Source organism: Pseudomonas sp. R1-43-08 (genome assembly GCF_003852255.1).
Lineage (GTDB): Bacteria > Pseudomonadota > Gammaproteobacteria > Pseudomonadales > Pseudomonadaceae > Aquipseudomonas.
Map to the genome: position 1 here is coordinate 5,619,762 of NZ_CP027734.1, position 25,565 is coordinate 5,645,326.

Sequence of the window (25,565 nt, forward strand, 5' to 3'; positions counted from 1 at the left end):
AGTGGTCATCAAGAGCAGCTCTGGAATACATGGCTCTACAGTTCGTGGATCACCGATGGGCCGATGACGCGAACGGCTACCGGAGAAATGCCTCAGCGCTCCCATCGAACAGGTTGAATAGGGAGTCGCTGAAGACCCAATCATGGCGCATAGCGTCGTAGGAGCGCGCTTGCTGGCGAGGGACGTAACGCGCAGAGATTGGTGCCAGGTGGCGTTCTCAGGTTTTTCGCGAGCAAGCTCGCTCCTACAGTAAATTCGGTGCAGCCTGGCCGTGAACTACGGGCTCTTTAAGCAGTGATCTCGACATAGCTAGACTCTCCGCCTCCTGTCGCACCCGATAGCCAGCCCCAAACAAAACTCAGCGTCGTGCGCCCGGCGTGATCCACGCCTACCGTGCCACGTGACCAGCCAGCAAGCAGTTCCCCTTCCAGGGTCAGGCACTGATACAGCAGCTCGATGGTATCTGGACCGGTCACCCGTCCGACTTGAGTACCCAGGCGAATCCGGCCCCCCTGGTAAGTGCTCGAAATCGCGTCATCTTCGACTTGGTAGTGAAATACGGTTCCGGTGCCTGACAGTCCCTGAGCATTGTCGGCGACTACAAACCGGCGATTGTGCAGACGTGCGTAAACAGTGGAATTTTGCATCAGTCAGCCTCCTTGATTGAGCGAATCCAGAACGTAAAAAGGGGCTGTCGAAACAGCCCCTTTCGGTACGCCAGTCAGGTTTATTCCACCGTCACCGACTTCGCCAGGTTGCGCGGCTGGTCAACGTCGGTGCCTTTAAGCACGGCAACGTAGTACGACAGCAACTGCAGCGGGATGGTGTAGAGGATCGGCGACAGGGTGTCGTGGATGTGCGGCATGTTGATCACGTGAGTGCCTTCACCGTTGGTCATGCCGGCCTTTTCGTCGGCAAACACGATCAGTTGGCCGCCACGGGCGCGCACTTCCTGCAGGTTGGACTTGAGCTTTTCCAGCAGTTCGTTGTTCGGGGCGACGGTGACCACCGGCATGTCGTCATCCACCAGGGCCAACGGGCCGTGTTTCAGCTCGCCGGCCGGGTAGGCTTCAGCGTGGATGTACGAGATTTCCTTGAGCTTGAGCGAACCTTCCATCGCCACTGGGTACTGTGCCCCACGGCCGAGGAACAGGGTGTGGTTCTTGTCGGCAAACAGCTCGGCGACTTTTTCCACGGTGCTGTCCATGGCCAGGGCTTCACCCAGGCGGGTCGGCAGGCGGCGCAGTTCTTCCACCAGGGTGGCTTCAATGCCTTCGGCCAGGGTGCCGCGCACTTGACCGAGGGACAAGGTCAGCAGCAACAGGCCGACCAGCTGGGTGGTGAAGGCTTTGGTCGACGCTACGCCGATTTCGCGACCGGCCTGGGTCAGCAGGGTCAGGTCGGATTCACGCACCAGGGAGCTGATGCTGACGTTGCAGATTGCCAGGCTGGCGAGGAAGCCCAGCTCTTTGGCATTGCGCAGGGCGGCCAGGGTGTCGGCGGTTTCGCCGGACTGGGAGATGGTCACGAACAGGGTGTCTGGCTGCACCACCACCTTGCGGTAGCGGAATTCGCTGGCGACTTCGACCTGGCACGGGATACCGGCCAGTTCTTCCAGCCAGTAACGCGCAACCATGCCGGCGTGGTAGCTAGTGCCGCAGGCGACGATCTGCACGTTGCGCACTTTGGCGAACAGCTCGGCGGCTTGTGGGCCGAAGGCGTTGACCAGCACTTGGTTCTGGCTCAGGCGACCTTCCAGGGTGCGCTGTACCACAGACGGCTGCTCGTGGATTTCCTTGAGCATGAAGTGGCGGAACTCGCCCTTGTCGGCGGCTTCGGCACCGTCGCGGTATTGCACGGCTTCGCGCTCGACGGACTGACCGTTCACGTCCCAGATCTGCACGCTTTCACGGCGGATGTCGGCGATGTCGCCTTCTTCCAGGTACATGAAGCGGTCGGTGACCTGGCGCAGGGCGAGTTGGTCGGAGGCCAGGAAGTTTTCCCCCAGGCCCAGGCCGATCACCAATGGGCTGCCGCTGCGTGCGGCAACCAGGCGGTCAGGCTGGCTGGCGCTGATCACGGCCAGGCCGTAGGCGCCGTGCAGTTCCTTGACCGTGGCCTTGAGGGCGGTGGTCAGGTCGCTGTGGTCCTTGAGCTTGTGGTTGAGCAGGTGGGCGATAACTTCGGTGTCGGTGTCCGAAGTGAACACATAGCCCAGGCCCTTGAGTTGTTCGCGCAGCACTTCGTGGTTTTCGATGATGCCGTTGTGCACCACCGCCAGGTCACCCGAGAAGTGTGGGTGAGCGTTACGCTCGCACGGCGCACCGTGGGTGGCCCAACGGGTGTGGGCGATACCCAGGCGGCCCACCAGCGGCTCGCCGGCCAGGGCCTGGTCCAACTCGCTGACTTTGCCCGGGCGGCGCATGCGCTCGAACTTGCCGGCGTTGGTGAAGACGGCCACACCGGCGCTGTCATAGCCGCGGTATTCCAGGCGCTTGAGGCCTTCGAGCAGGATGGGAGTTACGTTACGTTCGGCGACTGCGCCAACAATTCCACACATGGTATTTCTCCTAGATGACTGCCGCGCATATCAGCGTAATGCCGCGGGCTTGGATCTGGTCGCGGGCCTCAAGCGGCAGGCGATCATCGGTGATAAGGGTATGGACGCTGCTCCAGGGCAGTTCCAGGTTGGGAATCTTGCGGCCTATTTTGTCGGACTCGACCATCACCACCACTTCGCGGGCGACCTCAGCCATGACGCGGCTCAGGCCCAATAACTCGTTGAACGTGGTGGTACCGCGCTGCAGATCGATGCCGTCGGCGCCGATGAACAGTTGATCGAAATCGTAGGAGCGCAGCACCTGCTCGGCGACCTGGCCCTGGAACGAATCCGAATGCGGGTCCCAGGTACCGCCGGTCATCAGCAGCACCGGTTCATGCTCCAGCTCGCTCAAGGCGCGGGCCACGTTCAGGGAATTGGTCATGACCACCAGGCCGGGTTGATGGCCCAGTTCAGGGATCATCGCGGCGGTGGTACTGCCGCTGTCGATGATGATGCGCGCGTGCTCACGCAACCGCGCCACAGCCGCACGGGCGATGGCGCGCTTGTAGGCCGAGACCGGTTGAGCCGCGTCGCCCACCAACTCCTGAGGCATGGTAATCGCGCCACCGTAGCGGCGCAGGAGCAGGCCATTGCTTTCGAGGGCGGCCAGGTCCTTGCGGATGGTCACCTCCGAAGTTTCGAAACGCTTGGCCAGTTCGTCCACGCTGACTTCGCCCTGTTCATTGAGCAAAGTCAGGATGTTGTGGCGACGTTGGGGGGTATTTCGTTTCGACATGGCGATGATAAGTTTCGGTTCGAAAGATAATGAAGGCAATCAAAACCTATTCGGAACTCATCGTCAAGCGCTTGGAACAGATTCTTCAGACGACACGGGCAAATGTGGGAGGGGGCTTGCTCCCGATGGCGGTGGTTCAGCCTGAAAATCATCGACTGAAAGTCCGCTATCGGGGGCAAGCCCCCTCCCACTTTTGGATATCACTGCTGAGGGAGCTGTGGATAACTCAGCTCTTGTTGATTTTGACCGGGCGCTTCCAGCCGTCGATGTTGCGCTGGCGGGCGCGGGCGACTGCCAGTTGGGACTTATCCACATCCTGGTTGATGGTTGAGCCCGCAGCGGTGTTGGAACCATCGCCGATAGTGACGGGTGCGACCAGCGAGTTGTTGGAACCGATGAATACGTCCTCGCCAATGGTGGTCTGGTACTTGTTGGCGCCGTCGTAGTTACAGGTGATCGTGCCAGCGCCAACGTTGGTGCGCGCACCGATCACCGCATCGCCCAGGTAGGTGAGATGCCCGACCTTGGCGCCTTCGCCCAGGTGAGCATTTTTCAGTTCGACAAAGTTACCCACATGGGCCTTGGCTTCCAGCACGCTGCCAGGACGCAGCCGCGCAAACGGGCCCGCATCGCTGCCCTCACCCATCACCGCGCCGTCGATATGGCTGTTGGCCTTGACCACGACACCTTTGCGCAGCGTGCTGTCCTTGATCACGCAGTTCGGGCCGATCACCACGCCGTCTTCGATGATCACACGGCCTTCGAGGATCACGTTGATGTCGATCAGCACGTCACGGCCCACGGTCACTTCACCGCGGACGTCGAAACGCGCCGGGTCACGCAGGGTCACGCCCTGGGCCATCAGGCGGCGGCCTTCACGCAGCTGATAGTGACGCTCCAACTCGGCCAGTTGCTTACGGTCGTTGGCGCCCTGCACTTCCATCGGGTCGTGGGGCTGCTCGGTGGCGACCACCAGGCCGTCACTGACTGCCATCTCGATGACGTCGGTGAGGTAGTACTCGCCTTGGGCGTTGTTGTTGGACAAGCGGCTCATCCAGTCGGCGAGGCGATTGGCTGGCACCGCGAGAATCCCGGTGTTGCCTTCGGTAATGGCGCGCTGGGCTTCACTGGCGTCCTTGTGCTCGACGATGGCCGCGACCTTGCCCTCGGCGTCACGCACTATGCGTCCGTAGCCGGTGGGGTCGTCCAGCTCGACGGTGAGCAGGCCCATCTGGCCAGGCACCACATGCTTGAGCAGGCGTTGCAGGGTTTCCACTTCGATCAGCGGCACATCACCGTACAGGATCAGCACGGTGTCAGCGGTAATGAACGGCACCGCTTGCGCGGTGGCGTGGCCGGTGCCCAGTTGCTTGTCCTGCAAAACGAAATTCAAGTCGTCTGCGGCCAGACGCTCACGTACCACATCGGCACCGTGCCCGATGACTACGTGAATGCGCTGCGGGTCCAACTGCCGGGCACTGTGGATAACATGGCCAAGCATGGAATTGCCTGCGACCGGGTGCAGTACCTTGGGCAGGGCCGAACGCATGCGGGTGCCCTGGCCAGCGGCGAGAATTACGATTTCAAGAGACATGAATGGCTACCAATCCTGGGCGGTCCGGCTTCAGACCAAAGAAGTGTTTTGCAAAAAAGAAAAAGGGTAGCCGAGGCTACCCTTTTTAATCAATCACGCGTGAAGCGTAACGGCAATGCCGCTTACTTCTTGCGGATCTGCTGGAGCGTCCGCAGCTGGGCTGCGGCCTCGGCCAGACGGACTGCAGCAGCGCTGTAGTCGAAGTCTGCGCCTTTTTCGTTCAGCGCCTTCTCGGCAGCCTTTACGGCTTCCTGAGCGGAGGCTTCATCCAGGTCGCTAGCACGTTGCACGGTGTCGGCAAGTACCTTGACCATGTTCGGCTGAACCTCGAGGAAACCGCCAGAGATGTAAAACACCTCCTTTTCCCCGCCTTGCTTGGTCAGAGTGATCGGACCTGGCTTCAAGCTGGTGATCAACGGCGCGTGGCCCATGGCAATACCCAGGTCACCCAGGTCGCCGTGTGCAATCACCATTTCTACCAGACCGGAGAAGATTTCCCCTTCCGCGCTGACGATATCGCAATGGACTGTCATAGCCATCTGATTGCCTCAACCTGATGAGCGCCCGTTTCCGGGCGCCAGGATTACAGTTTCTTGGCTTTCTCGATCGCTTCTTCGATGCCGCCGACCATGTAGAACGCTTGTTCTGGCAGGTGGTCGTAGTCACCGTTGAGGATGCCTTTGAAGCCAGCAATGGTGTCTTTCAGGGAAACGTATTTACCCGAGGCACCGGTGAAGACTTCAGCCACGAAGAACGGCTGCGACAAGAAACGCTGGATCTTACGAGCACGGTTTACCAACTGCTTGTCGGCTTCCGACAGCTCGTCCATACCCAGGATCGCAATGATGTCCTTCAGTTCTTTGTAGCGCTGCAGCACGTACTGAACGCCGCGAGCGGTGTCGTAGTGCTCCTGGCCGATCACGTTCGGGTCCAGCTGGCGCGAAGTCGAGTCGAGTGGATCGACCGCTGGGTAGATACCCAGGGAAGCGATGTCACGGGACAGAACGACGGTGGCGTCCAAGTGGGCGAAGGTGGTGGCTGGCGACGGGTCGGTCAAGTCATCCGCAGGTACGTATACCGCTTGGATCGAAGTGATCGAACCTTCCTTGGTCGAAGTGATACGTTCTTGCAGAACGCCCATCTCTTCAGCCAGGGTCGGCTGGTAACCTACTGCCGAAGGCATACGGCCGAGCAGTGCGGATACTTCAGTACCGGCCAGGGTGTAACGATAGATGTTGTCGACGAACAGCAGAACGTCGTTACCTTCGTCACGGAACTTCTCGGCCATGGTCAGGCCGGTCAGGGCTACGCGCAGACGGTTTCCCGGCGGCTCGTTCATCTGACCGTAAACCAGTGCCACTTTGTCCAGAACGTTGGAGTCCTTCATCTCGTGGTAGAAGTCGTTACCCTCACGGGTACGCTCACCCACACCGGCGAACACGGAGTAACCGCTGTGCTCGATGGCGATGTTACGGATCAGTTCCATCATGTTTACGGTCTTGCCTACACCGGCACCACCGAACAGACCGACTTTACCGCCCTTGGCGAACGGGCAAACCAGGTCGATAACCTTGATGCCGGTTTCCAGCAGGTCGTTGCCGCCCGCTTGCTCGGCGAACGAAGGTGCTGGACGGTGAATGCCCCAGCGCTCTTCGGTGTCGATCGGGCCAGCTTCGTCGATCGGGTTGCCCAGTACGTCCATGATCCGGCCCAGGGTCGCTTTACCGACCGGTACGGAGATGGCTGCGCCAGTGTCGACAACGTCCAGACCGCGCTTCAAGCCTTCGGTGGAACCCATCGCAATGGTACGAACTACGCCGTCGCCCAGCTGCTGCTGAACTTCCAGAGTAGTTTCCGCGCCTTGTACTTTCAGCGCGTTGTAGATGCTCGGTACGCTGTCGCGTGGGAATTCCACGTCGATAACGGCGCCGATGATTTGAACGATACGTCCGCTACTCATAGCTGGATCCTCTGAATATTTGAACCGTTAAACCGCGGCAGCGCCGCCGACGATTTCCGAGATCTCTTGGGTGATCGCAGCCTGACGCGCCTTGTTGTAGATCAGCTGCAAATCGCTGATCAGATCACCGGCGTTATCGGTAGCGTTTTTCATCGCGATCATCCGCGCCGCTTGTTCAGCTGCGTTGTTCTCGACCACCGCCTGGTACACCTGCGACTCCACGTAGCGCACCATCAAGCCGTCAAGCAGCTCTTTGGCGTCTGGTTCGTAGAGGTAGTCCCAGTGGTGCTTGAGTTCCTGATCCGGAGTCGCCACCAGTGGAATCAATTGCTCCACGGTTGGCTGCTGGGTCATGGTGTTGATGAACTTGTTGGATACCACGGACAGGCGGTCAATCCGGCCTTCCAGGTACGCATCCAGCATCACCTTCACACTGCCGATCAAATCATTGATCGACGGCTCTTCACCCAGGTGGCTGATAGCTGCAACGACGTTACCGCCGAAGTTGCGGAAAAAGGCCGCACCCTTGCTACCCACAACACACAGATCGATCTCGACGCCTTTTTCGCGGTTTACCGCCATGTCCTTGACCAGGGCCTTGAACAGGTTGGTATTCAGGCCACCGCACAGACCACGGTCACTGCTCACTACCACATAACCCACGCGCTTGACTTCGCGCTCGATCATGAACGGGTGGCGGTATTCCGGGTTGGCGTTGGCCAGATGCCCAATTACCTGGCGGATACGTTCCGCATAAGGACGGCTGGCTGCCATGCGCATTTGTGCCTTGCGCATTTTGCTGACCGCCACTTTTTCCATGGCGCTGGTAATCTTTTGCGTGCTTTTGATGCTCGCAATCTTACTGCGAATCTCTTTTGCGCCTGCCATGTAACACCTATCAGGTTAGCAAGCGGGAGCCTTGCGGCTCCCGCTGCGGCTTACCAGGTTTGGGTGGCCTTGAACTTCTCGATACCGGCTTTCATACCAGCGTCGATGTCGTCATTGAAGTCACCCTTCACGTTGATCTTCGCCATCAATTCGGCGTGATCGCGGTTGAAGTAAGCAATCAGCGCTTGTTCAAAGCTGCCGACCTTGGCGATTTCAACGTCGGTCAGGAACCCACGCTCAGCGGCATACAGCGACAACGCCATGTCAGCGATCGACATCGGGGCGTATTGCTTCTGCTTCATCAGCTCGGTAACGCGCTGACCATGCTCAAGTTGCTTACGGGTCGCTTCGTCCAGGTCAGACGCGAACTGGGCGAATGCCGCCAGTTCACGGTACTGAGCCAGAGCGGTACGGATACCACCGGAGAGCTTCTTGATGATCTTGGTCTGAGCGGCACCACCCACACGGGATACCGAAACACCGGCGTTCACTGCAGGACGGATGCCTGAGTTGAACATGGCCGATTCCAGGAAGATCTGACCGTCGGTGATGGAAATCACGTTGGTCGGAACGAACGCGGAAACGTCGCCAGCCTGGGTTTCGATGATCGGCAGTGCGGTCAGGGAACCGGTTTTTCCGGTCACTGCGCCGTTGGTGAACTTCTCTACGTACTCTTCGGAAACGCGGGATGCGCGCTCCAGCAGACGGGAGTGGAGATAGAACACGTCGCCTGGGTAGGCTTCACGGCCTGGTGGACGGCGCAGCAGCAGGGAAATCTGGCGGTAAGCCACTGCTTGCTTGGACAGATCGTCATAAACGATCAGCGCGTCTTCACCGCGGTCGCGGAAGAATTCACCCATGGTGCAACCGGAGTACGGTGCCAGGAATTGCAGCGCAGGAGATTCCGAAGCACTGGCAGCCACGATGATCGTGTTGGCCAGAGCGCCGTTTTCTTCCAGCTTGCGAACCACGTTGGCGATGGTCGATTGCTTCTGACCGATCGCTACGTAGACGCAGAAAATGCCGCTGTTCTTCTGGTTGATGATCGCGTCGATCGCCAGAGCGGTTTTACCGATCTGACGGTCACCGATGATCAGCTCACGCTGGCCACGGCCGACCGGAATCATGGCATCGACAGCCTTGTAGCCAGTCTGTACAGGCTGGTCTACCGACTTACGCCAGATCACGCCTGGAGCAACTTTCTCGACCGCGTCGGTCTCGGTGTTGCCCAGTGGACCTTTACCGTCAACAGGGTTACCCAGTGCGTCGACGACGCGGCCCAGCAGTTCCTTACCTACCGGAACTTCCAGGATGCGGCCTGTGCACTTGGCGCTCATGCCTTCGGCCAGACTGGTGTACGCGCCCAATACAACGGCACCTACGGAGTCTTGCTCCAGGTTGAGGGCCATACCGTAGACGCCGCCCGGAAACTCGATCATCTCGCCGTACATAACGTCGGCCAGACCGTGAATCCGCACGATGCCGTCAGATACGCTGACGACAGTGCCTTCGTTACGGGCTTGGGAGGTCACATCGAGCTTGTCGATGCGGCCCTTGATAATTTCACTTATTTCGGAAGGATTGAGTTGCTGCATTGCTCTGCTGCCCCTTCAAACTCAAGATTTCAATGCTTCGGCAAGTTTCGCGATTTTGCCGCGAATCGAGCCATCGATAACCAGGTCGCCGGCACGGATAACGACACCACCAATCAGGGATGCGTCCTCCGAAGCTTGCAGGCGCACTTCCCGATTGAGTCGTGCACTGAGAACCTTGGCGAGTTTGTCTTGCTGTTCTTGGTTCAATGCAAAAGCACTGGTCACTTCAACGTCTACCGATTTCTCTGCATCGGCCTTGTACAGGTCGAACAGAGCGGCGATCTCCGGCAATAGCGGGAGACGGTCGTTTTCGGCAACGACGTGGATGAAGTTCTGCACCTTCACATCAAACTTGTCGCCGCACACTTCAATAAAAGTGGCGGCCTTGTCTGCGCTCGTCAGGCGCGGGGCCTTGAGCACGCGCTGCATGGTGTCGTCTTGCGACACTGCTGCAGCCAGGCCGAGCATGGCTGACCAAGAGGCCAGCTGCTGGTGGGCCTGGGCGTGCTCGAAGGCTGCCTTAGCGTAAGGTCGGGCCAACGTGGTCAGTTCTGCCATGATCGCCCTCGCTTAAATTTCAGCAGCCAGTTTATTAACCAGCTCCGCGTGCGCGTTTTGATCGATTGTGGCACCAAGGATCTTCTCGGCACCGCCGACCGCCAGAGCACCCAGTTGGGCACGCAGCGCGTCTTTGACGCCGTTCAGTTCCTGTTCGATCTCGGCATGAGCCGAAGCCTTGACACGGTCAGCTTCGACGCGGGCTTTTTCAACAGCCTCTTCGACGATCTGGTTACCGCGCTTCTTGGCTTGCTCAATGATCTCAGCTGCCTGTGCTTTAGCTTCGCGCAGTTGCTGACCCACTTTCTCGTGGGCCAACTCCAGGTCGCGAGCTGCACGGCTGGCAGCGTCCAAACCATCCGCGATCTTCTTCTGACGTTCGTGCAAAGCCGCGATGACCGGAGGCCACACGAACTTCATGCAAAACACTACAAAAATGAAGAACGCAACGGATTGGCCAATCAGGGTTGCATTAATGTTCACGCCAACACCTCGCTCATTCGTTGTCCATCACCCTAATCACTCGAAACGTCGAGTGATTAGCCAGCGAGTTGACCAACGAAGGGGTTCGCGAAGGTGAAGAACAGGGCGATACCAACGCCGATCATGGTTACGGCGTCGAGCAGGCCGGCAACGATGAACATTTTAACTTGCAGCATTGGAACCATTTCTGGCTGACGCGCTGCGCCTTCCAGGAATTTGCCGCCCAGCAGGCCGAAACCAATGGCAGTACCCAGGGCGCCCAGGCCGATCAACAGTGCAACAGCGATAGCGGTTAGACCAACTACAGTTTCCATCTTTCCTCCCGACTTTTACGTCGTATGGTTTAGGTTTTTTAGATTTTAAAGCGGTAAAACAAATCGTTTCATAGCCCTGGAGGGCCACCTTCCCGTTTCACCGGGAAGGACATCAGACTAGTCGAGACTGGCCTTAATGGTTCTCTTCGTGCGCCATCGACAGGTAGACGATGGTCAGCATCATGAAGATGAAGGCCTGCAGGGTGATGATCAGGATGTGGAACACAGCCCACGCCCACTGCAGAACGATGCCCAGGCCGCTAAGCCAGAGCAGACCGCTGCCGAACATCACAGCGATCAGAATGAACACCAGCTCGCCGGCATACATGTTGCCGAACAGTCGCAAGGCCAGGGAAATCGGCTTGGCGATCAGGGTCACGAATTCCAGCAGGAAGTTCACCGGGATCAGCAGGGCTTGAACGAAGATGTTCTTGCTGCCGAACGGGTGCAGGGTCAGCTCGCCGATGAAACCGCCGATGCCCTTGACCTTGATGCTGTAGAAAATGATCAACGCGAATACCGACAGGGCCATGCCCAGGGTAGCGTTCGGGTCTGTGGTCGACACGGCACGGAACGGGATGTGCGCATCGCCGGTGATCAGGATGGCCAGCTGAGGAATCCAGTCCACCGGGATCAGGTCGACGGCGTTCATCAGGAACACCCAGACGAAGATGGTCAGTGCCAACGGTGCAATCACCGGGCTACGGCCATGGAAGCTGTCTTTCACGCTGCCATCGACGAATTCGACCAATACTTCAACGAAGTTCTGCAAAGCACCTGGCTGACCGGAAGTCGCCTTTTTTGCCGCCATGCGGAAAATCAGGACGAAGATCAGGCCCAATGCGACCGACCAGCCCAGAGTATCCAGGTGGAAAGCCCAGAAGCCCATTTCCTTGGCCTCTGCTGCGGTGTGAGCAAAGCCCCAGCCGCCGTTGGGAAGCTGACCGAAGGTCAGGTTCTGCAAGTGGTGCTGGATATAGCCCGAAGCGGTTGTTTCTGCCATGGTTGCCTCAAACGCCCTAAGGTTTCGAAAGTCTTGTTTTCATTAGCAGGGGAGCGAACCAGCTGACCAATTGGGTCAACACGAAGACGCCAAATACAGCCAGCGGCGCCAATGGCTTCACACCTGCAAAGGTCAGTGCAAACAGCACTGCCGTCAAAATCAGTTTCCCCGCCTCGCCGGCATAAAAAGACCGGACGATAGCCTGGGCTGCTCGGGCGCCGGAAAACCGAAAGGCCCTGTGAGCAAAATACATATTGGGCAGCAAGGCTATCAGGCCTCCGCAGAGTCCTGAATATCCGGCTACGACTCCATGCCAGTACCAAAGCGCCAATGCGGCGATCAGCAAAATGACAAGTTGAGCCAATAGAACCGGAAAAACGGCCAAGCGATGGAACGGCAACGTGTTTGGCGTGCGGGTTTCCATCACTCTTGCTCCTCAATGGTCGGCTGCCGGAAATCAATAACTTGGCATACTTTGTGCCGACAAAATGCGCGCAGAGTATAGGGGCGGTTCTGCCCCTATTCAACTGCCGGGTAGTGATTTCCGATCACGCGCTACATGAGCAATTGTTTCAGCGAATGTTTCAACGGATGTGGGCAAGGACACCTTGAAGCTCGTCGAGGGAGTTATATCCGATAACCAATTGCCCTTTACCTTTCTTGCCGTGGCGAATTTGCACCGCAGAGCCTAGCCGTTCGGCCAGGCGCTGCTCGAGGCGCGCGATATCCGGATCAGGTTTGGCGGTTTCGACCGGTGCAGGTTTGCCGCTCAACCATTGGCGAACCAACGCTTCGGTCTGACGAACGGTAAGCCCGCGTGCGACAACGTGACGCGCCCCTTCAACCTGTTGATTTTCCGGCAAACCGAGCAAAGCACGGGCGTGACCCATTTCCAGGTCGCCGTGGGACAACATGGTCTTGATGACTTCCGGCAGCGCGATCAAACGCAGCAGGTTGGACACAGTCACGCGGGATTTACCCACCGCATCGGCCACTTGTTGCTGGGTCAGCTGGAATTCGTGCTGCAAACGCTGCAACGCGATGGCTTCCTCGATCGGGTTGAGGTCTTCACGCTGGATGTTTTCGATCAATGCCATGGCGATGGCCGTTTCATCCGGTACGTCGCGCACCATCGCCGGGATGGTTTCCTTGCCTGCCTGCTGGCTGGCGCGCCAGCGACGTTCGCCTGCGATGATTTCAAAGCGGCCACTGCCAATGGGGCGCACCACGATCGGCTGCATCACGCCCTGGGCCTTGATCGAGTTGGCCAGCTCTTCCAGAGCCTGCGGGTCCATGTCCCGGCGCGGCTGGTATTTGCCGCGCTGGATCAGGTCCAGGGGCAAGTGCTGCAGCTCACGTTCGTCGGCCTGCACCGCTTGCTCTTCCAGCGAAGTGACGGTCGGACCACTCAGGAGTGCATCCAGTCCACGTCCGAGACCTCGTTTTTTGACGGCCATGGGGATTCCTTAAGTTGGCTGGGCTGCAGCGGTGCGTGAATTGCGACGTTGGCGACGCACCATCTCGCCGGCCAGCGCCAGGTAGGCAATGGCGCCACGGGATGATTTGTCGTAGGCCAGCGCCGGCATGCCGTAGCTTGGCGCTTCGGCCAGGCGAATGTTGCGTGGAATCACCGTGTCGTAGAGCTGGTCGCCGAAATGTTCCTTGAGCTGCGCCGACACATCGTTCATCAGGCTCAGGCGCGGGTCGTACATGGTCCGCAGCAGGCCTTCGACTTTCAGGTTCGGGTTGAGCAATTCGGCGATACGCTTGATGTTATCCACAAGGTCGCTCAGGCCCTCGAGCGCGAAGTACTCACACTGCATGGGGATAATCACCCCATCGGCGGCAACCAGGGCGTTGAGCGTGAGCATCGACAGCGACGGCGGGCAGTCGATCAGGATGTAGTCGTAGTTCTCCCGGATCGGCGCCAGGGCGCTGCGCAGACGGCTTTCTTTCATCTGCATTTCCAGCAGCACCACTTCCGCCGCAGTCAGGTCGCGGTTGGCCGGCAGCAGTTGATAACCGCCATGCTCGGAATAGTGCATGGCCTGGCCCAGGTCGCACTCGCCGATCAGCAAGTCGTAGACCGAGTTTTCCAGGCCGTGTTTATCCACGCCGCTACCCATCGTGGCGTTGCCCTGTGGATCGAGATCGATCAACAGCACCCGGCGCTTGGTCGCGACCAGGGATGCTGCGAGGTTGATGCAGGTGGTGGTTTTGCCCACGCCACCTTTCTGGTTCGCTATCGCGAATACCTTAGCCATTCTTGCTTGTGTTCCCAATCATGCCGTGCGGCGCAGTATCAGCAGATGGCGTTGGCCTTGGCAACCGGGTACGGCCAAGGCGTGTTCGCTATCGAGGTGGAAGTCTGCCGGCAATGCTAACAGCTCGTCGCTTGGATGGACGCCCTTCATTGCCAGCCAGCGGGTATCGCGGTCGCCCAGGTGGCGAGTCCAGTTGCTGAAGTTCTCCATGCTGCTGAACGCCCGGGAAACAATTCCGTTGAAGGGCTGCTCAGGCGTAAAGGCTTCGACGCGACTGTGGATAACCTGCAGGTTGTCCAGCTTGAGTTCGAGTTTGACCTGGGTGAGGAAGCGGGTTTTCTTGCCGTTGCTGTCCAGGCAGGTGACCTGTGACTCTGGAAACAGGATGGCCAGCGGTATGCCAGGCATGCCGCCGCCGCTGCCGACGTCCAACCAGCGACCGTTTTCGATAAACGGCATCACGCTCAAGCTGTCGAGCAAATGGCGCGAGACCATTTCGTCCGGATTGCGCACCGCAGTCAGGTTGTAGGCCTTGTTCCATTTGATCAACAGGGCGAGGTAGCCCATCAGCAACGCGTGCTGGGCTTCGGTCAGGTCTATGCCCAACTGGCGCGCACCTGTGGATAACTCTTCGGCATGTTGCGAGGTGACCAACGAACTCAAGCGCTTTGCTCCAACTGACGGCCCGCGCCGCGTTTTTTCAAATGAATCATCAACAGTGAAATCGCTGCCGGCGTCACGCCAGGTATACGCGAAGCCTGGCCGAGCGTTTCCGGCCGAGTTATCCCCAGCTTGCTTTGAATTTCCTTCGACAGCCCGGAAATGCCGGTGTAGTCGATATCCACAGGCAGCTTGGTGTTTTCACTGGCGCGCAGGCGAGCGATCTCGTCCTGCTGGCGGTCAATGTAACCGGCATACTTGGTTTTGATTTCCACCTGCTCGGCAACCTGCGGATCGTCTGCGCCGCCACCGGTCACTTCGACCAGGCCAGCGTAATCGATTTCCGGACGCGACAGCAGGTTCAGCAAGTTGTATTCGTGAGTCAGCGGTGTGCCGAATTTTTCGGCGATCGCATCGCCCTGCTCAGTGCCGGGGCGGACCCAGGTGCTTTTCAGGCGCTGCTCTTCGAGGGTGATGCTCTCGCGTTTTTTGCAAAAGGCCGCCCAGCGCGCGTCATCGACCAAACCCAGCTCGCGACCTTTTTCGGTCAGGCGCAGATCGGCATTGTCTTCGCGCAGGATCAGGCGATATTCCGCCCTGGACGTGAACATCCGGTACGGTTCCTGGGTACCCAGGGTGATCAGGTCGTCGACCAATACGCCGATGTACGCTTCATCGCGACGCGGGCACCAGCTGTCTTTGCCCTGGGCACGCAATGCAGCGTTGGTGCCGGCGAGCAAACCCTGGGCGCCAGCTTCTTCGTAACCGGTGGTGCCGTTGATTTGCCCGGCGAAGAACAAACCGCCGATCACTTTGGTTTCCAGGCTGTACTTCAAGTCACGCGGATCGAAGTAGTCGTACTCGATGGCGTAACCAGGGCGAACGATGTGGGCGTTTTCCATGCCGCGAATCGATTGCACGATCTGGATTTGCACGTCGAACGGCAGGGAAGTGGAAATCCCGTTCGGGTACAGCTCGTGGGTGGTCAAGCCTTCCGGTTCGATGAAGACCTGGTGGCTTTCCTTGTCGGCAAAGCGGTGGATCTTGTCTTCGATCGACGGGCAATAACGCGGGCCGATCCCTTCGATCACCCCGGAGTACATCGGCGAACGGTCGAGGTTCGCAGCAATGATTTCGTGAGTACGGGCATTGGTATGGGTGATCCAGCAACTGACTTGTTTCGGATGCTGTGCCTTGGAACCCATGAACGACATGACCGGGATCGGTGTGTCGCCGGCTTGTTCGGTCATCACCGAAAAATCCACAGAACGCCCGTCGATTCGCGGCGGAGTCCCGGTTTTCAAGCGACCGACACGCAGCGGCAATTCACGCAGACGGTTTGCCAGGGCAATCGACGGCGGATCGCCGGCGCGCCCACCGGAATAGTTCTGCATGCCAATGTGGATAAGCCCGCCGAGAAAGGTACCGGTGGTCAACACCACGGATTCTGCGAAGAAACGCAGGCCCATTTGGGTGACAACACCGCGTACCTGGTACTGCTCGACGATCAGGTCGTCCGCTGCCTGTTGAAATATCCACAGGTTCGGCTGGTTTTCCAGGGTTTCACGTACCGCTGCCTTGTACAGAATGCGGTCGGCTTGTGCGCGGGTAGCACGCACCGCCGGGCCTTTGCGGCTGTTCAGCACGCGAAATTGAATACCACCTTTGTCGGTAGCCGTCGCCATCACGCCGCCAAGGGCATCGATTTCCTTGACCAGATGGCTTTTGCCGATGCCACCGATGGCAGGGTTGCAACTCATGGCGCCGAGGGTTTCCACGTTATGCGTCAGCAACAGGGTTTTTACGCCCATGCGCGCTGACGCCAGTGCTGCCTCGGTACCGGCATGACCGCCGCCGATGACGATCACTTCAAAACGGGAAGGGAAATCCACCACGCACCTCGTGCCTGCTTATGTAGGTAATCAGGAATTGTTTGTTGAAAGAGTTTTAGAGCTTTGGCGGCAAGTATAGGGACTTAGCCCTGCCTAAAGAACCCTTTGCACAAAATTTAACCAGCTGTGGATGAATCACGGACAATAGAAATTAAAAGAGAGAAATATATTAAATCTTTGTTTTTATGTTTATTTCTACTGAGCACCCTTTCTGTGGATAGATCTCTGCAGGCCTTGACTTACGTTGTGTACAGCGATTCAAAAGGTTGTGGTCATGTGCCAATGAGGGGGTTGGATAAGTGACTTAAGCCTGTGGATTAAAGTGATGGTTATCCACAGAGGGGTTTTTGCGCAGGTTTCAGGCGTGGTTATCAACTGGGCCCAAGGGCGGTTATTCACAGGGCTTAATTCACAGAAACCGCCGGCTCCAACCGAAGTTTTGGCCTCAAGACATCTATTGTGGGAAAACGCGAGGACGGTTAATAATAGCGATTATCATTAACCTACCTTGTCGCGCCTATGTCTCCTCCTTCACACACGACAGCTGTGCAGCACATCTATGAGCAACACCATTCGTGGTTGCATGGGTGGCTCAAAGGCAAGCTGCATAACGCCTGCGATGCGGCCGATGTGGCCCACGATACGTTCGTGCGTATTCTGGGTGGGCGCGACGCTGTGCAGATCCTCGAACCACGGGATTACCTGGCGACCATCGCCAGAGGGCTGGTGATTGATCGCTATCGCCGGCACGCCATCGAGCAGGCCTATAAACAAACCCTGGCCGATCGCCCTGAAGCCACCGCCATCAGTGAAGAAGACAGGGCAATCATCATCGAAACCCTGGTGGCTGTGGACAAAGCGCTGTCAGGTTTGGGCGACCGTGCACGGCGAATCTTCATGCTGTCGCAGATTGAAGGGCTGACTTATCAACAGATCGCCGATGATCTGCAGGTGTCATTGACCACGGTGAAGAAACACATGATCCGCGCGCTGACCGAGTGTTCACTGATCATGGCCAGTCTGTAATGCCCGCGCCCGATCGCAAGACATTCGAGACCGCTGCCAGTTGGTACGTGCAGTTTCAAGCGCAAACGCCGACGCCCGCTGAACGGCAGGCCTGGCAGCAATGGCTCAACGGGGACCCTTCCCATCAGGCGGCGTGGAGCCAGCTGGAGCAGTTGCAGCGCAGCCTCGGCGCCCTGCCCCAAGACTTCACGCGGCGCGCCTTGACCACCACGCAACAACGCCGCCAAGTGCTCAAGTGGATGCTGGTACTCGGCGGTACCGGGTATCTGGGCTGGAATTTTGAACGCCATACATCCCTGGGTAACGTATGGGCTGACTACCGAACGCCTGTGGGTAAACGTCGGCGAGTCGAACTGGCCGATGGCACTCAAGTTGATCTCAACACCAACACGGCCATCGATGTGATGTTCGACACGCGCCAGCGCTTGATCCGCCTGCGCGAGGGTGAGGTACTTATCCAAAGCGGGAAGCGGGCCGGGTACCCGCCGTTATACGTGGAGACGCATCACGGCCGCGTGCAGGCGTTGGGCACTCGATTTACCGTGCGTCAGTTCCCGGATTCCACTCGGGTGGGCGTTCTGGAAGATCGGGTCAACCTGTCCCCCGGCGACCAGCCCGACCGCAGCCGAACGCTGGGTGCGGGTGAATGCGCGGAATTTGATCGACACGCCATAAGGCCCACCCAGCACTATGGCCGCACACAAGCAGCTTGGACCGACGGTCAATTGATCGTGCTCGACGCCAGACTTGGCGATGTCATCGCTGAACTGGCGCGCTATCGGCCGGGCCTGCTGCAGTGTGACCAGGCCTGCGCTGACCTGCGTGTTTCCGGAGCGTTCCGTCTGGACTCGACAGACGCGGTACTGGTCAACCTGCAAGCCACCCTGCCGATCCAGGTGAAGTACTTCACGCGCTATTGCGTTTCAATCAACCGAATCGGTTGATTGAAAAAATAATCCACAGGGGGGTTATCTTTTTTTTATCTGGCGCGGCCCTTCAGGTAATCACGACGCTACCTTCAGGGTTTACCCATTTATGTGCCTTCCTACCCCGCTACGCCAGCGAGTCTCCCGCCGCGCCATTGCCTACAGCCTGCTGCTCACTACCGTCGCCGGTACGTTGTTATCCACAGGGGTCATGGCCGCCAGCGCGACGCAACACTACGTCATCGCTGCCGGTCCACTGGACAGTGCGCTGAGTCAGTTTGCGGCCAGGGCCAATGTGATTCTGTCGTTCTCGCCTCAACAGACTTCGCGTCTGACCACTTCCGGTCTGGATGGCGATTATTCGGTGGATCAAGGTTTCGCGCTACTGTTGCAAAACTCGGGGTTGCAGGCCGTCGCCCAGGCACCTGGCAGCTATGGCTTGCAAGCAATACCAACAGGCCAGCTCACCCTCGCACCGACGACCGTAAGCGCGTATCAAACGGATGGGTTCGGCCAGGAACTGGCGGCGGATGTTGGCTACAAGGCGCAAAACAGCCGTATCGGCACCAAGACCAGTACGCCTCTGTCGCAGACGCCTCGTTCGGTATCGGTGGTGACCGAGCAACGTATCAAGGATCAGAAGTCGCAAACACTGACCGAAGTGCTCGGTTACGTACCCGGTATCTTCGCGCCGCCTTTTGCCGCAGGCGACGGGCTGGCGGGCGATCTGTTTTTCATTCGAGGCTTCAACGCTACGGACTACGGCTACGGCCTGCTCAGGGATGGACTACGTGTGCAAGGCAATCGGTACGACACCACCAGTGAGCCTTATGGCCTGGAGCGGGTCGAGGTTTTCCGCGGCCCTTCTTCGCTGCTCTACGGTGAAAACGCGCCGGGCGGCTTGGTCAACCTGGTCAGCAAACATCCGACCGCCAACCCCCAGGGCGAAGTGCAACTGGGGTACGGCTCGAACAACCGGCGCCAGGTGGGTGTGGATATCTCCGGGCCGCTCAATGACAGTGACAATGTCCTCGGTCGCCTGGTGATGCTTGGCCGAAAATCCGATACCCAGACCGACCACGTACCGGACGATCGTATCTACATCGCCCCATCCCTGACCCTGAATTTCGACGACTACAACACCCTGACCCTGTTGGCCAACTACCAGAAAGACCACACCAATCTGGAACTTGGCCTACCCGCTGCGGGCACCTTACTCACTAATCCCAACGGTAAGCTGTCCAAGCACACCATGCTCGGCGACCCGGATTGGAACACCTTTGAGCGTGAAGCTTGGAGCACTGGCTACGAGTTCAGCCACAGCTTCAACGATGATTGGCAGTTCCGCCAGAACTCGCGGTACATGCAGTCACGTATCAACCGCCATGAGACCTGGCCGAGCGCGCTGAATAACCGCGGCTTCGGCACCCAACTGAACATGACCGCCTACGACCGCTACAACAAATCCATGGTCTATTCCCTGGATAACCAGCTCGAAGGCAAATTCCAGGTCGGCGGGTTGGAAAACACTGTGTTGGTCGGCGCCAGCTACGACCGCACCTCGTTCAACCAGGATTGGGATGCCGGTTTCGCCGGCACTATCAATGTGTATAACCCCGTGTACCTGAGAGACCCGCTCACTCCGATCGCTGTGCAGAACACCTTGCTCGAACAGCAGATGAAAGGCGTGTACGCCCAGATCCAGAGCAAGTACGACCACTGGCTGTTCCTGCTCGGTGGCCGGCAGGACTGGGTCGACAGCGATTTCCGCGACAAAGTGAACAAGGCGAGCAACATCAGCACCCAAGACCGCAAGTTCACCTACCAGGGTGGCCTGATGTACCAGTTCGAAAACGGCCTGACGCCGTATGTCAGCTATTCCACCGCGTTCGTTCCGGTGCAGCAGATTTCCAACGCCGGCGCACCGTTGAAGCCGATCACCAGCAGCCAATATGAAGTGGGCGTGAAGTACGAGCCGATCGGCTGGGACACGGCGATGACCCTGTCGGTGTACGACTTGCGCAAACAGGACGACACCTACCTCGATGCCACCACCAACAGCTATCGCCAGGTAGGTGAGAGCCGCGCCAAAGGTGTGGAAGTTGAAATCAACAGCGACCTTACGCCAAACCTGAATGTGACTGCGGCCTACACCTACACTGACGCACGGATTACCAAGGATTCCGCCACTTCCTTGGTAGAAGGGCATCAGATGACCGGCGTTCCGCGCAACCAGGCTTCGGTGTGGAGCAAATACCGCTTCCTCGACGGTCACCTTAAAGGCCTGTCTGTGGGCGGCGGCGTGCGGTATTTCGACAGCACCTTTTCCTACACGGCGCCTACGCTGTACGGCAAGCTGGATGCTGGAAGTGTCACGCTGGTGGACGCAGCGGTGGGGTATCAGATCGATTCGCACTGGTCGGTGGATGTGAACGCCAAGAACCTGTTCGACAAGGAGTACGTAGCCGGTTGCAACGACGCGGGGCGCTGTTATTGGGGCGACAGCCGTACCTTGCTGGGTACGGTGTCCTACAACTGGTAAGCGCGTGACTATTTGCCGATACAGAAGCTGGAAAAGATTCGCCCGAGCAAATCATCGGAACTGAACGCGCCGGTAATCTCCCCCAACAGCTGCTGCGCCTGACGCAAATCCTCAGCCAGCAGCTCCCCTGCCCCTGCCAGGGTCAGCTGTGCTCGCCCGTGCTCCAACGACGCGCTGGCGTGGCGAAGCGCCTCCAGATGCCTGCGGCGTGCACTGAAGCTGCTCTCCGAGGTCTGCTCATAGCCCATGCACGCCTTGAGATGGTCACGGAGCAACTCCAGGCCATCCCCTGCCGATTTGGCACTGAGGCTGATAGTCACATGGCCATCGTCGCTGGTTTGCATCGCAATGGCCTCACCGGTCAAGTCGGCCTTGTTACGGATCAAGGTGACTTTGGCCGGGTCTGGCCGTTGCTCGAGGAATTCCGGCCACAACGCAAAAGGATCCACAGCCTCGGGGGCCGTCGCATCCACCACCAATAAAACTCGATCTGCTTCGCCGATGGCTTTGAGCGCGCGTTCTACGCCGATTTTTTCCACTTGGTCGTCGGTATCGCGCAATCCGGCCGTATCGACCACGTGCAACGGCATGCCATCTATGTGGATATGTTCGCGCAGGATATCCCGAGTGGTCCCGGCAATTTCGGTGACGATGGCCGCCTCGCGCCCCGCCAAAGCATTAAGCAGGCTGGATTTGCCGGCGTTGGGACGACCCGCGATCACTACGGTCATACCGTCACGCAGCAATGCGCCCTGCCCGGCTTCGCGCAACACTGTGGATAACTCCTCGCGGACTTTATCCAGCATCGCCAGAACGTGGCCATCGGCCAGGAAGTCAATTTCCTCTTCAGGGAAATCAATGGCCGCTTCGACATAGATGCGCAAGCTGATCAACTGCTCAGTCAAGTTATGTACACGTAACGAGAAAGCACCCTGCAGCGAACGCAATGCGTTGCGCGCAGCCTGTGCAGAACTGGCCTCGATCAGGTCGGCAATGGCTTCGGCCTGGGCCAGGTCGAGTTTGTCGTTAAGGAACGCACGCTCGCTGAACTCCCCCGGACGGGCCAGGCGGCAGCCCAACTGCAGGCAGCGCTGCAGCAACATATCCAATACGACCGGGCCACCGTGTCCCTGCAGTTCCAGTACATCTTCGCCGGTGAAGGAGTTGGGTCCCGGGAAATACAGCGCCAGGCCCTCATCCAGCACGCTTTCGTCCCCATCCAGAAACGGGCCGTAATGGGCATACCGCGGCTTTAACTCCCGCCCACTGATCGCCTTGGCGGCCACGCTCGCGAGCGGCCCGGAAATTCGAACGATACCGACGCCGCCGCGACCTTGAGCGGTTGCGACAGCAGCGATGGTTTCACGAGGAGCGCTCATCAGCAGGTTCCAGAATTAAAGTGGCAGAAAGCAAAACGCCCCACTAGGGGGCGTCTTGAGTGGTTATCCACAGAGTAAATTACGCCTCGGCTTTTTTGGTGGCCGCTTCGATTTTACGTGTGATGTACCACTGTTGGGAGATCGACAACACGTTGTTGACTACCCAGTACAGCACCAGACCTGCCGGGAACCACAGGAAGAAGAAGGTGAAGATGATTGGCATCATTTTCATCACCTTGGCCTGCATCGGATCCGGCGGAGTCGGGTTCAGGCGCTGCTGGATAAACATGGTCGCGCCCATGATGATCGGCAGGATAAAGAACGGGTCTTTGATCGACAGGTCAGTTATCCACAGCATGAACGGCGCCTGGCGCATTTCCACGCTTTCCAGGAGTACCCAGTAAAGCGACAGGAATACCGGCATCTGCACCAGAATCGGCAAGCAACCACCCAACGGGTTGATCTTCTCTTTCTTGTACAGCTCCATCATGGCCTGCGACATTTTCTGCCGGTCGTCACCATGCTGCTCTTTCAGCGCGGCCAGCTTCGGCGCCACGGCACGCATGCGCGCCATCGACTTGTAGCTGGCGGCTGACAGCGGGAAGAAGATCCCCTTGATCAGCATGGTCAGGAAAATGATCGAGAAGCCCCAGTTACCCACAATGCTGTGGATATGTTGCAGCAGCCAGAAAATCGGCTGGGCAATGAACCAGAGGAAGCCGTAGTCCACAGTCAGTTCCAGACCTGGGGACAACTCTTTCAGCACGGCCTGGCTTTTCGGGCCGGCGTACAGGGTAGCGCTGGTTTCAGCCTTGGCGCCGGGTGCGACGGTCAACGCTGGGCCAGTAAAACCAATGATGTAGTTGCCCTGGCTGTCCTTGCGGGTTTGAACCAGGTTTGCATCACCCTTGTTCGGGATCCATGCGGTCACGAAGTAGTGCTGCAGCCAGGCTACCCAGCCACCTTGAACGGTTTCCTTCAGCGCGCCCTTGTCGATGTCTTTCATCGACACTTTTTTGTACGGCTCGTTACTTGTCCACAGGGCAGCGCCCAGGTAAGTCGCGGTGCCGGTGGCGGTGCTGGAAGAAGGATCGGAGCTGGCGTCACGCTTGAGCTGGGCAAACAGGTTGCCGCTCCAGGCTTTGTCGCTGGTGTTGTCGATCAGGTAAGTGACCTTCAGATCGTACAAACCACGCGTGAAGCTGAAACGCTTGATGTAATTGACGCCGTCGAGGCTGAATTTCAGGTCGACGTTCAGCTGGTTCTGGCCATCAGCCAGTTGATAGCTTTTCTGCTCGGTCGAATAAATCGGACGACCGGTAGCACGCGCATCCGGACCATTGGTGCCGGTCAGGCCGCTTTGCGCCAGATAAGTACGTTCGCCGCCGTTATCGAACAGCTGAAACGGAACATCCGGGTGGTCCTGGCGACGTGGATAAAGCGGCAGCTTCAGCTGTGCGATATCACCGCCCTGCGGGTCGATAGCCAGGTCGAGCACATCCGTTTTCACGTGGATGAGGTCTTTGTTGGTGACCACTGGCGTTTCTAACGGGGCACTTGTCTCGCCATTCGCGCTGGGAACATCGGCACTCGCGGACGCATTGTTACCCAGCGGGGTGTCCGGAATAGCCGGCGCAGCCTGATTGGTAGCAACATTCTGAGTCGGCAGGGCAGCCTGGCCATAGTCTTGGTTCCATTTCAGGACCATGACGTAGGACACGATTGCCAGGGCGACGATCAGGATCGTGCGTTTAATATCCATGATTACTCGGCCATCGAAGAGGAACGGGAGGTAGGGATAGGCGGAACCGGGTCATAACCACCGGGATTCCACGGATGACAGCGACCTAAACGACGAAAGGTCAGCCAGCCACCGCGCAGAAGACCATGATTTTCTATGGCCTCTAACGCGTAGCAGGAACAACTAGGGTAGAAACGACAGTGGCTGGCCATCAGAGGACTAATGGCATAGCGATAAAACTGGATCGGAACGAGGGCCAGTTTACGCATCGGTACTGTCTACCCCTACAGTTTCGGTGCTGACTGCTGGTGCTGGTTTGTGGGTACGCGCCAGACGTTTCCAGAGCTTGCCGAAATGCTGAATCAATTCGGGGTTTTCTACATCCCCCAAGCCTTTGCGCGCGACGATAACAATATCCCAACCAACCAGAGTGTCCTGGTGGAGGCGAAACGATTCGCGCATCAGACGCTTGAGGCGATTGCGCTCAACGGAGAGCTTTACGCTCTTCTTGCCGATCACCAACCCGAGACGGGGGTGATCAAGATCGTTGTTACGCGCAAGGAGCAGGAGATTTTTCCCCGGAACCTTGCCGGTGGGGGAGTCAAAGACTGCCTTGAAATGCCGGGGGGTTAGCAGACGCTTTTCCCGACTGAAGTCCTGACTCACCACCAGTACCGGATTATCAAACTGCCAGACGCGCACGACCTTTGGCGCGGCGACGCGACAGGACAGCACGGCCGTTCTTGGTAGCCATGCGAGCACGGAAGCCGTGAGTACGGGCGCGTTTGATGGTGCTTGGTTGGAAAGTACGTTTCATGGCGTTGTTACCTGGTTCGTCCACAACGGGCCGGAATGGCCCCCGTTTTAAGAGACCGGCGATTCTAGAGAAAGCAAGCCTCTAGGTCAATTTCCAACCAGCTTTTCCTTTAATTAGTTCTATGACGGCCACGTCAGCCTTTCTGTCCGCTTCTCTTCCATGAGCGATGGCATAGATATAAAAATAAAGAAGGAAGTTATTTAAAGCTTTTCTGTAAAGCTTATAAAAGCTAGGGGAGCGATCTGCTGTGGATAACTGCCTTAAGGCCTTATTCCACCTGATGTACAGAGAATGACAACACGGGGGAGAAACGGTGCTCTGCCTGTGCTGCACTGTCGGATAAGCTGTGTGTGGAATGGCTTGTTATCCACAGCCCAGTTACCCACAGACTTTCGACCCCACTTGTGCAACGAGCTCAGGGGCGGTTATCCACAGAGCTTATTCACAGACCGCCGGTCGCCTTTTTCAAGGATAAGACGTTGATTTTGGGTGGCCTGTGCGCAACCTTCATGTGGATAAGTGGGCGGCTGGTCGCTACAATGGCGGCTGTTTTTGCCTCACCGGCTTTCAACTTAGGGGATATCC

Annotated in this window: 25 protein-coding genes; 3 read left to right on the plus strand and 22 right to left on the minus strand. The window is 58.1% G+C overall.

What is annotated here, in order from left to right; genetic code table 11:
• Window positions 1-287: 287 nt before the first annotated feature.
• From C4J87_RS25935 to mnmG, 17 genes are all read right to left on the minus strand, one after another.
• On the minus strand, window positions 288-647 hold the full coding sequence (locus C4J87_RS25935; RefSeq protein ID WP_124368909.1) for a hypothetical protein: 360 nt from the start codon (window positions 645-647) through the stop codon (window positions 288-290).
• 80 nt (window positions 648-727) lie between these two features.
• Window positions 728-2,560, minus strand: coding sequence for a glutamine--fructose-6-phosphate transaminase (isomerizing) (gene glmS, locus C4J87_RS25940; RefSeq protein ID WP_124368910.1), 1,833 nt, complete (start codon window positions 2,558-2,560; stop codon window positions 728-730).
• Window positions 2,561-2,570: 10 nt separating this feature from the next.
• On the minus strand, window positions 2,571-3,338 hold the full coding sequence (locus C4J87_RS25945) for a DeoR/GlpR family DNA-binding transcription regulator (RefSeq protein WP_124368911.1): 768 nt from the start codon (window positions 3,336-3,338) through the stop codon (window positions 2,571-2,573).
• A 226-nt stretch (window positions 3,339-3,564) separates the two neighbouring features.
• Entirely contained in the window at window positions 3,565-4,932 is a 1,368-nt protein-coding gene (gene glmU, locus C4J87_RS25950; RefSeq protein ID WP_124368912.1) for a bifunctional UDP-N-acetylglucosamine diphosphorylase/glucosamine-1-phosphate N-acetyltransferase GlmU, read from the minus strand.
• A 122-nt stretch (window positions 4,933-5,054) separates the two neighbouring features.
• On the minus strand, window positions 5,055-5,471 hold the full coding sequence (locus C4J87_RS25955) for a F0F1 ATP synthase subunit epsilon (protein ID WP_124368913.1): 417 nt from the start codon (window positions 5,469-5,471) through the stop codon (window positions 5,055-5,057).
• 44 nt (window positions 5,472-5,515) lie between these two features.
• Window positions 5,516-6,892 carry a F0F1 ATP synthase subunit beta gene (gene atpD / locus C4J87_RS25960; RefSeq protein WP_017135118.1) on the minus strand — a complete coding sequence of 459 codons (1,377 nt, stop codon included), beginning with the start codon at window positions 6,890-6,892 and terminating at the stop codon, window positions 5,516-5,518.
• Between the two features lie 27 nt (window positions 6,893-6,919).
• Window positions 6,920-7,780 carry a F0F1 ATP synthase subunit gamma gene (gene atpG / locus C4J87_RS25965; protein ID WP_034139931.1) on the minus strand — a complete coding sequence of 287 codons (861 nt, stop codon included), beginning with the start codon at window positions 7,778-7,780 and terminating at the stop codon, window positions 6,920-6,922.
• A 50-nt stretch (window positions 7,781-7,830) separates the two neighbouring features.
• Window positions 7,831-9,375, minus strand: coding sequence for a F0F1 ATP synthase subunit alpha (atpA, locus tag C4J87_RS25970; protein ID WP_003177064.1), 1,545 nt, complete (start codon window positions 9,373-9,375; stop codon window positions 7,831-7,833).
• A 21-nt stretch (window positions 9,376-9,396) separates the two neighbouring features.
• A complete protein-coding gene (locus C4J87_RS25975) occupies window positions 9,397-9,933 on the minus strand; it encodes a F0F1 ATP synthase subunit delta (protein WP_124368914.1) in 537 nt (178 codons plus the stop codon).
• A 12-nt stretch (window positions 9,934-9,945) separates the two neighbouring features.
• Window positions 9,946-10,416 (minus strand): F0F1 ATP synthase subunit B, encoded by a 471-nt coding sequence (locus C4J87_RS25980; RefSeq protein ID WP_003195835.1) that lies wholly within the window; start codon window positions 10,414-10,416, stop codon window positions 9,946-9,948.
• A 56-nt stretch (window positions 10,417-10,472) separates the two neighbouring features.
• Window positions 10,473-10,730: a F0F1 ATP synthase subunit C gene (gene atpE, locus C4J87_RS25985; protein WP_002555987.1), complete on the minus strand. Its 258-nt coding sequence runs from the start codon at window positions 10,728-10,730 to the stop codon at window positions 10,473-10,475.
• A gap of 133 nt (window positions 10,731-10,863) precedes the next feature.
• Window positions 10,864-11,733 carry a F0F1 ATP synthase subunit A gene (atpB, locus tag C4J87_RS25990; RefSeq protein WP_124368915.1) on the minus strand — a complete coding sequence of 290 codons (870 nt, stop codon included), beginning with the start codon at window positions 11,731-11,733 and terminating at the stop codon, window positions 10,864-10,866.
• Between the two features lie 16 nt (window positions 11,734-11,749).
• Window positions 11,750-12,157 (minus strand): F0F1 ATP synthase subunit I, encoded by a 408-nt coding sequence (locus C4J87_RS25995; RefSeq protein WP_043048220.1) that lies wholly within the window; start codon window positions 12,155-12,157, stop codon window positions 11,750-11,752.
• Window positions 12,158-12,317: 160 nt separating this feature from the next.
• Window positions 12,318-13,190 carry a ParB/RepB/Spo0J family partition protein gene (locus C4J87_RS26000; RefSeq protein WP_124365074.1) on the minus strand — a complete coding sequence of 291 codons (873 nt, stop codon included), beginning with the start codon at window positions 13,188-13,190 and terminating at the stop codon, window positions 12,318-12,320.
• A gap of 9 nt (window positions 13,191-13,199) precedes the next feature.
• Window positions 13,200-13,997: a ParA family protein gene (locus C4J87_RS26005; protein ID WP_057725767.1), complete on the minus strand. Its 798-nt coding sequence runs from the start codon at window positions 13,995-13,997 to the stop codon at window positions 13,200-13,202.
• Window positions 13,998-14,015: 18 nt separating this feature from the next.
• Window positions 14,016-14,660: a 16S rRNA (guanine(527)-N(7))-methyltransferase RsmG gene (gene rsmG / locus C4J87_RS26010; RefSeq protein WP_124368916.1), complete on the minus strand. Its 645-nt coding sequence runs from the start codon at window positions 14,658-14,660 to the stop codon at window positions 14,016-14,018.
• Window positions 14,657-16,549 (minus strand): tRNA uridine-5-carboxymethylaminomethyl(34) synthesis enzyme MnmG, encoded by a 1,893-nt coding sequence (mnmG, locus tag C4J87_RS26015; RefSeq protein WP_124368917.1) that lies wholly within the window; start codon window positions 16,547-16,549, stop codon window positions 14,657-14,659. Before mnmG ends, rsmG begins: the two co-directional genes overlap by 4 nt.
• Window positions 16,550-17,068: 519 nt before the next feature.
• Between mnmG and C4J87_RS26020 the strand changes: the two genes are divergently transcribed.
• From C4J87_RS26020 to C4J87_RS26030, 3 genes are all read left to right on the plus strand, one after another.
• Window positions 17,069-17,575: a sigma-70 family RNA polymerase sigma factor gene (locus C4J87_RS26020; RefSeq protein ID WP_124368918.1), complete on the plus strand. Its 507-nt coding sequence runs from the start codon at window positions 17,069-17,071 to the stop codon at window positions 17,573-17,575.
• Window positions 17,575-18,519: a FecR domain-containing protein gene (locus tag C4J87_RS26025; protein WP_124368919.1), complete on the plus strand. Its 945-nt coding sequence runs from the start codon at window positions 17,575-17,577 to the stop codon at window positions 18,517-18,519. Before C4J87_RS26020 ends, C4J87_RS26025 begins: the two co-directional genes overlap by 1 nt.
• A gap of 91 nt (window positions 18,520-18,610) precedes the next feature.
• Window positions 18,611-21,043, plus strand: coding sequence for a TonB-dependent siderophore receptor (locus C4J87_RS26030; protein ID WP_124368920.1), 2,433 nt, complete (start codon window positions 18,611-18,613; stop codon window positions 21,041-21,043).
• Between the two features lie 8 nt (window positions 21,044-21,051).
• Here C4J87_RS26030 and mnmE read toward each other — a convergent pair whose 3' ends face one another.
• The 5 genes from mnmE to rpmH all read right to left on the minus strand — a co-directional run bounded on the left by mnmE (window position 21,052) and on the right by rpmH (window position 24,980).
• On the minus strand, window positions 21,052-22,422 hold the full coding sequence (gene mnmE, locus C4J87_RS26035; protein WP_124368921.1) for a tRNA uridine-5-carboxymethylaminomethyl(34) synthesis GTPase MnmE: 1,371 nt from the start codon (window positions 22,420-22,422) through the stop codon (window positions 21,052-21,054).
• Window positions 22,423-22,501: 79 nt separating this feature from the next.
• Window positions 22,502-24,184, minus strand: coding sequence for a membrane protein insertase YidC (yidC, locus tag C4J87_RS26040; protein ID WP_124365081.1), 1,683 nt, complete (start codon window positions 24,182-24,184; stop codon window positions 22,502-22,504).
• 2 nt (window positions 24,185-24,186) lie between these two features.
• Complete coding sequence (yidD, locus tag C4J87_RS26045; protein WP_010207715.1) at window positions 24,187-24,432, minus strand: membrane protein insertion efficiency factor YidD; 246 nt, start codon at window positions 24,430-24,432, stop codon at window positions 24,187-24,189.
• Window positions 24,425-24,832: a ribonuclease P protein component gene (gene rnpA / locus C4J87_RS26050; protein ID WP_372238030.1), complete on the minus strand. Its 408-nt coding sequence runs from the start codon at window positions 24,830-24,832 to the stop codon at window positions 24,425-24,427. Before rnpA ends, yidD begins: the two co-directional genes overlap by 8 nt.
• 13 nt (window positions 24,833-24,845) lie before the next feature.
• Window positions 24,846-24,980 (minus strand): 50S ribosomal protein L34, encoded by a 135-nt coding sequence (rpmH, locus tag C4J87_RS26055; RefSeq protein WP_003213577.1) that lies wholly within the window; start codon window positions 24,978-24,980, stop codon window positions 24,846-24,848.
• Window positions 24,981-25,565: the final 585 nt, after the last annotated feature.

Excerpts from the sequence above, each read along its gene's own strand:
- C4J87_RS25935 (WP_124368909.1), bottom strand. The coding sequence starts at position 647 with ATGCAAAATTCCACTGTTTACGCACGTCTGCACAATCGCCGGTTTGTA.
- glmS (WP_124368910.1), bottom strand. The coding sequence starts at position 2,560 with ATGTGTGGAATTGTTGGCGCAGTCGCCGAACGTAACGTAACTCCCATC.
- C4J87_RS25945 (WP_124368911.1), bottom strand. The coding sequence starts at position 3,338 with ATGTCGAAACGAAATACCCCCCAACGTCGCCACAACATCCTGACTTTG.
- glmU (WP_124368912.1), bottom strand. The coding sequence starts at position 4,932 with ATGTCTCTTGAAATCGTAATTCTCGCCGCTGGCCAGGGCACCCGCATG.
- C4J87_RS25955 (WP_124368913.1), bottom strand. The coding sequence starts at position 5,471 with ATGGCTATGACAGTCCATTGCGATATCGTCAGCGCGGAAGGGGAAATC.
- atpD (WP_017135118.1), bottom strand. The coding sequence starts at position 6,892 with ATGAGTAGCGGACGTATCGTTCAAATCATCGGCGCCGTTATCGACGTG.
- atpG (WP_034139931.1), bottom strand. The coding sequence starts at position 7,780 with ATGGCAGGCGCAAAAGAGATTCGCAGTAAGATTGCGAGCATCAAAAGC.
- atpA (WP_003177064.1), bottom strand. The coding sequence starts at position 9,375 with ATGCAGCAACTCAATCCTTCCGAAATAAGTGAAATTATCAAGGGCCGC.
- C4J87_RS25975 (WP_124368914.1), bottom strand. The coding sequence starts at position 9,933 with ATGGCAGAACTGACCACGTTGGCCCGACCTTACGCTAAGGCAGCCTTC.
- atpE (WP_002555987.1), bottom strand. The coding sequence starts at position 10,730 with ATGGAAACTGTAGTTGGTCTAACCGCTATCGCTGTTGCACTGTTGATC.
- atpB (WP_124368915.1), bottom strand. The coding sequence starts at position 11,733 with ATGGCAGAAACAACCGCTTCGGGCTATATCCAGCACCACTTGCAGAAC.
- C4J87_RS25995 (WP_043048220.1), bottom strand. The coding sequence starts at position 12,157 with ATGGAAACCCGCACGCCAAACACGTTGCCGTTCCATCGCTTGGCCGTT.
- C4J87_RS26000 (WP_124365074.1), bottom strand. The coding sequence starts at position 13,190 with ATGGCCGTCAAAAAACGAGGTCTCGGACGTGGACTGGATGCACTCCTG.
- C4J87_RS26005 (WP_057725767.1), bottom strand. The coding sequence starts at position 13,997 with ATGGCTAAGGTATTCGCGATAGCGAACCAGAAAGGTGGCGTGGGCAAA.
- C4J87_RS26020 (WP_124368918.1), top strand. The coding sequence starts at position 17,069 with ATGTCTCCTCCTTCACACACGACAGCTGTGCAGCACATCTATGAGCAA.
- C4J87_RS26025 (WP_124368919.1), top strand. The coding sequence starts at position 17,575 with ATGCCCGCGCCCGATCGCAAGACATTCGAGACCGCTGCCAGTTGGTAC.
- C4J87_RS26030 (WP_124368920.1), top strand. The coding sequence starts at position 18,611 with ATGTGCCTTCCTACCCCGCTACGCCAGCGAGTCTCCCGCCGCGCCATT.
- mnmE (WP_124368921.1), bottom strand. The coding sequence starts at position 22,422 with ATGAGCGCTCCTCGTGAAACCATCGCTGCTGTCGCAACCGCTCAAGGT.
- yidC (WP_124365081.1), bottom strand. The coding sequence starts at position 24,184 with ATGGATATTAAACGCACGATCCTGATCGTCGCCCTGGCAATCGTGTCC.
- yidD (WP_010207715.1), bottom strand. The coding sequence starts at position 24,432 with ATGCGTAAACTGGCCCTCGTTCCGATCCAGTTTTATCGCTATGCCATT.
- rpmH (WP_003213577.1), bottom strand. The coding sequence starts at position 24,980 with ATGAAACGTACTTTCCAACCAAGCACCATCAAACGCGCCCGTACTCAC.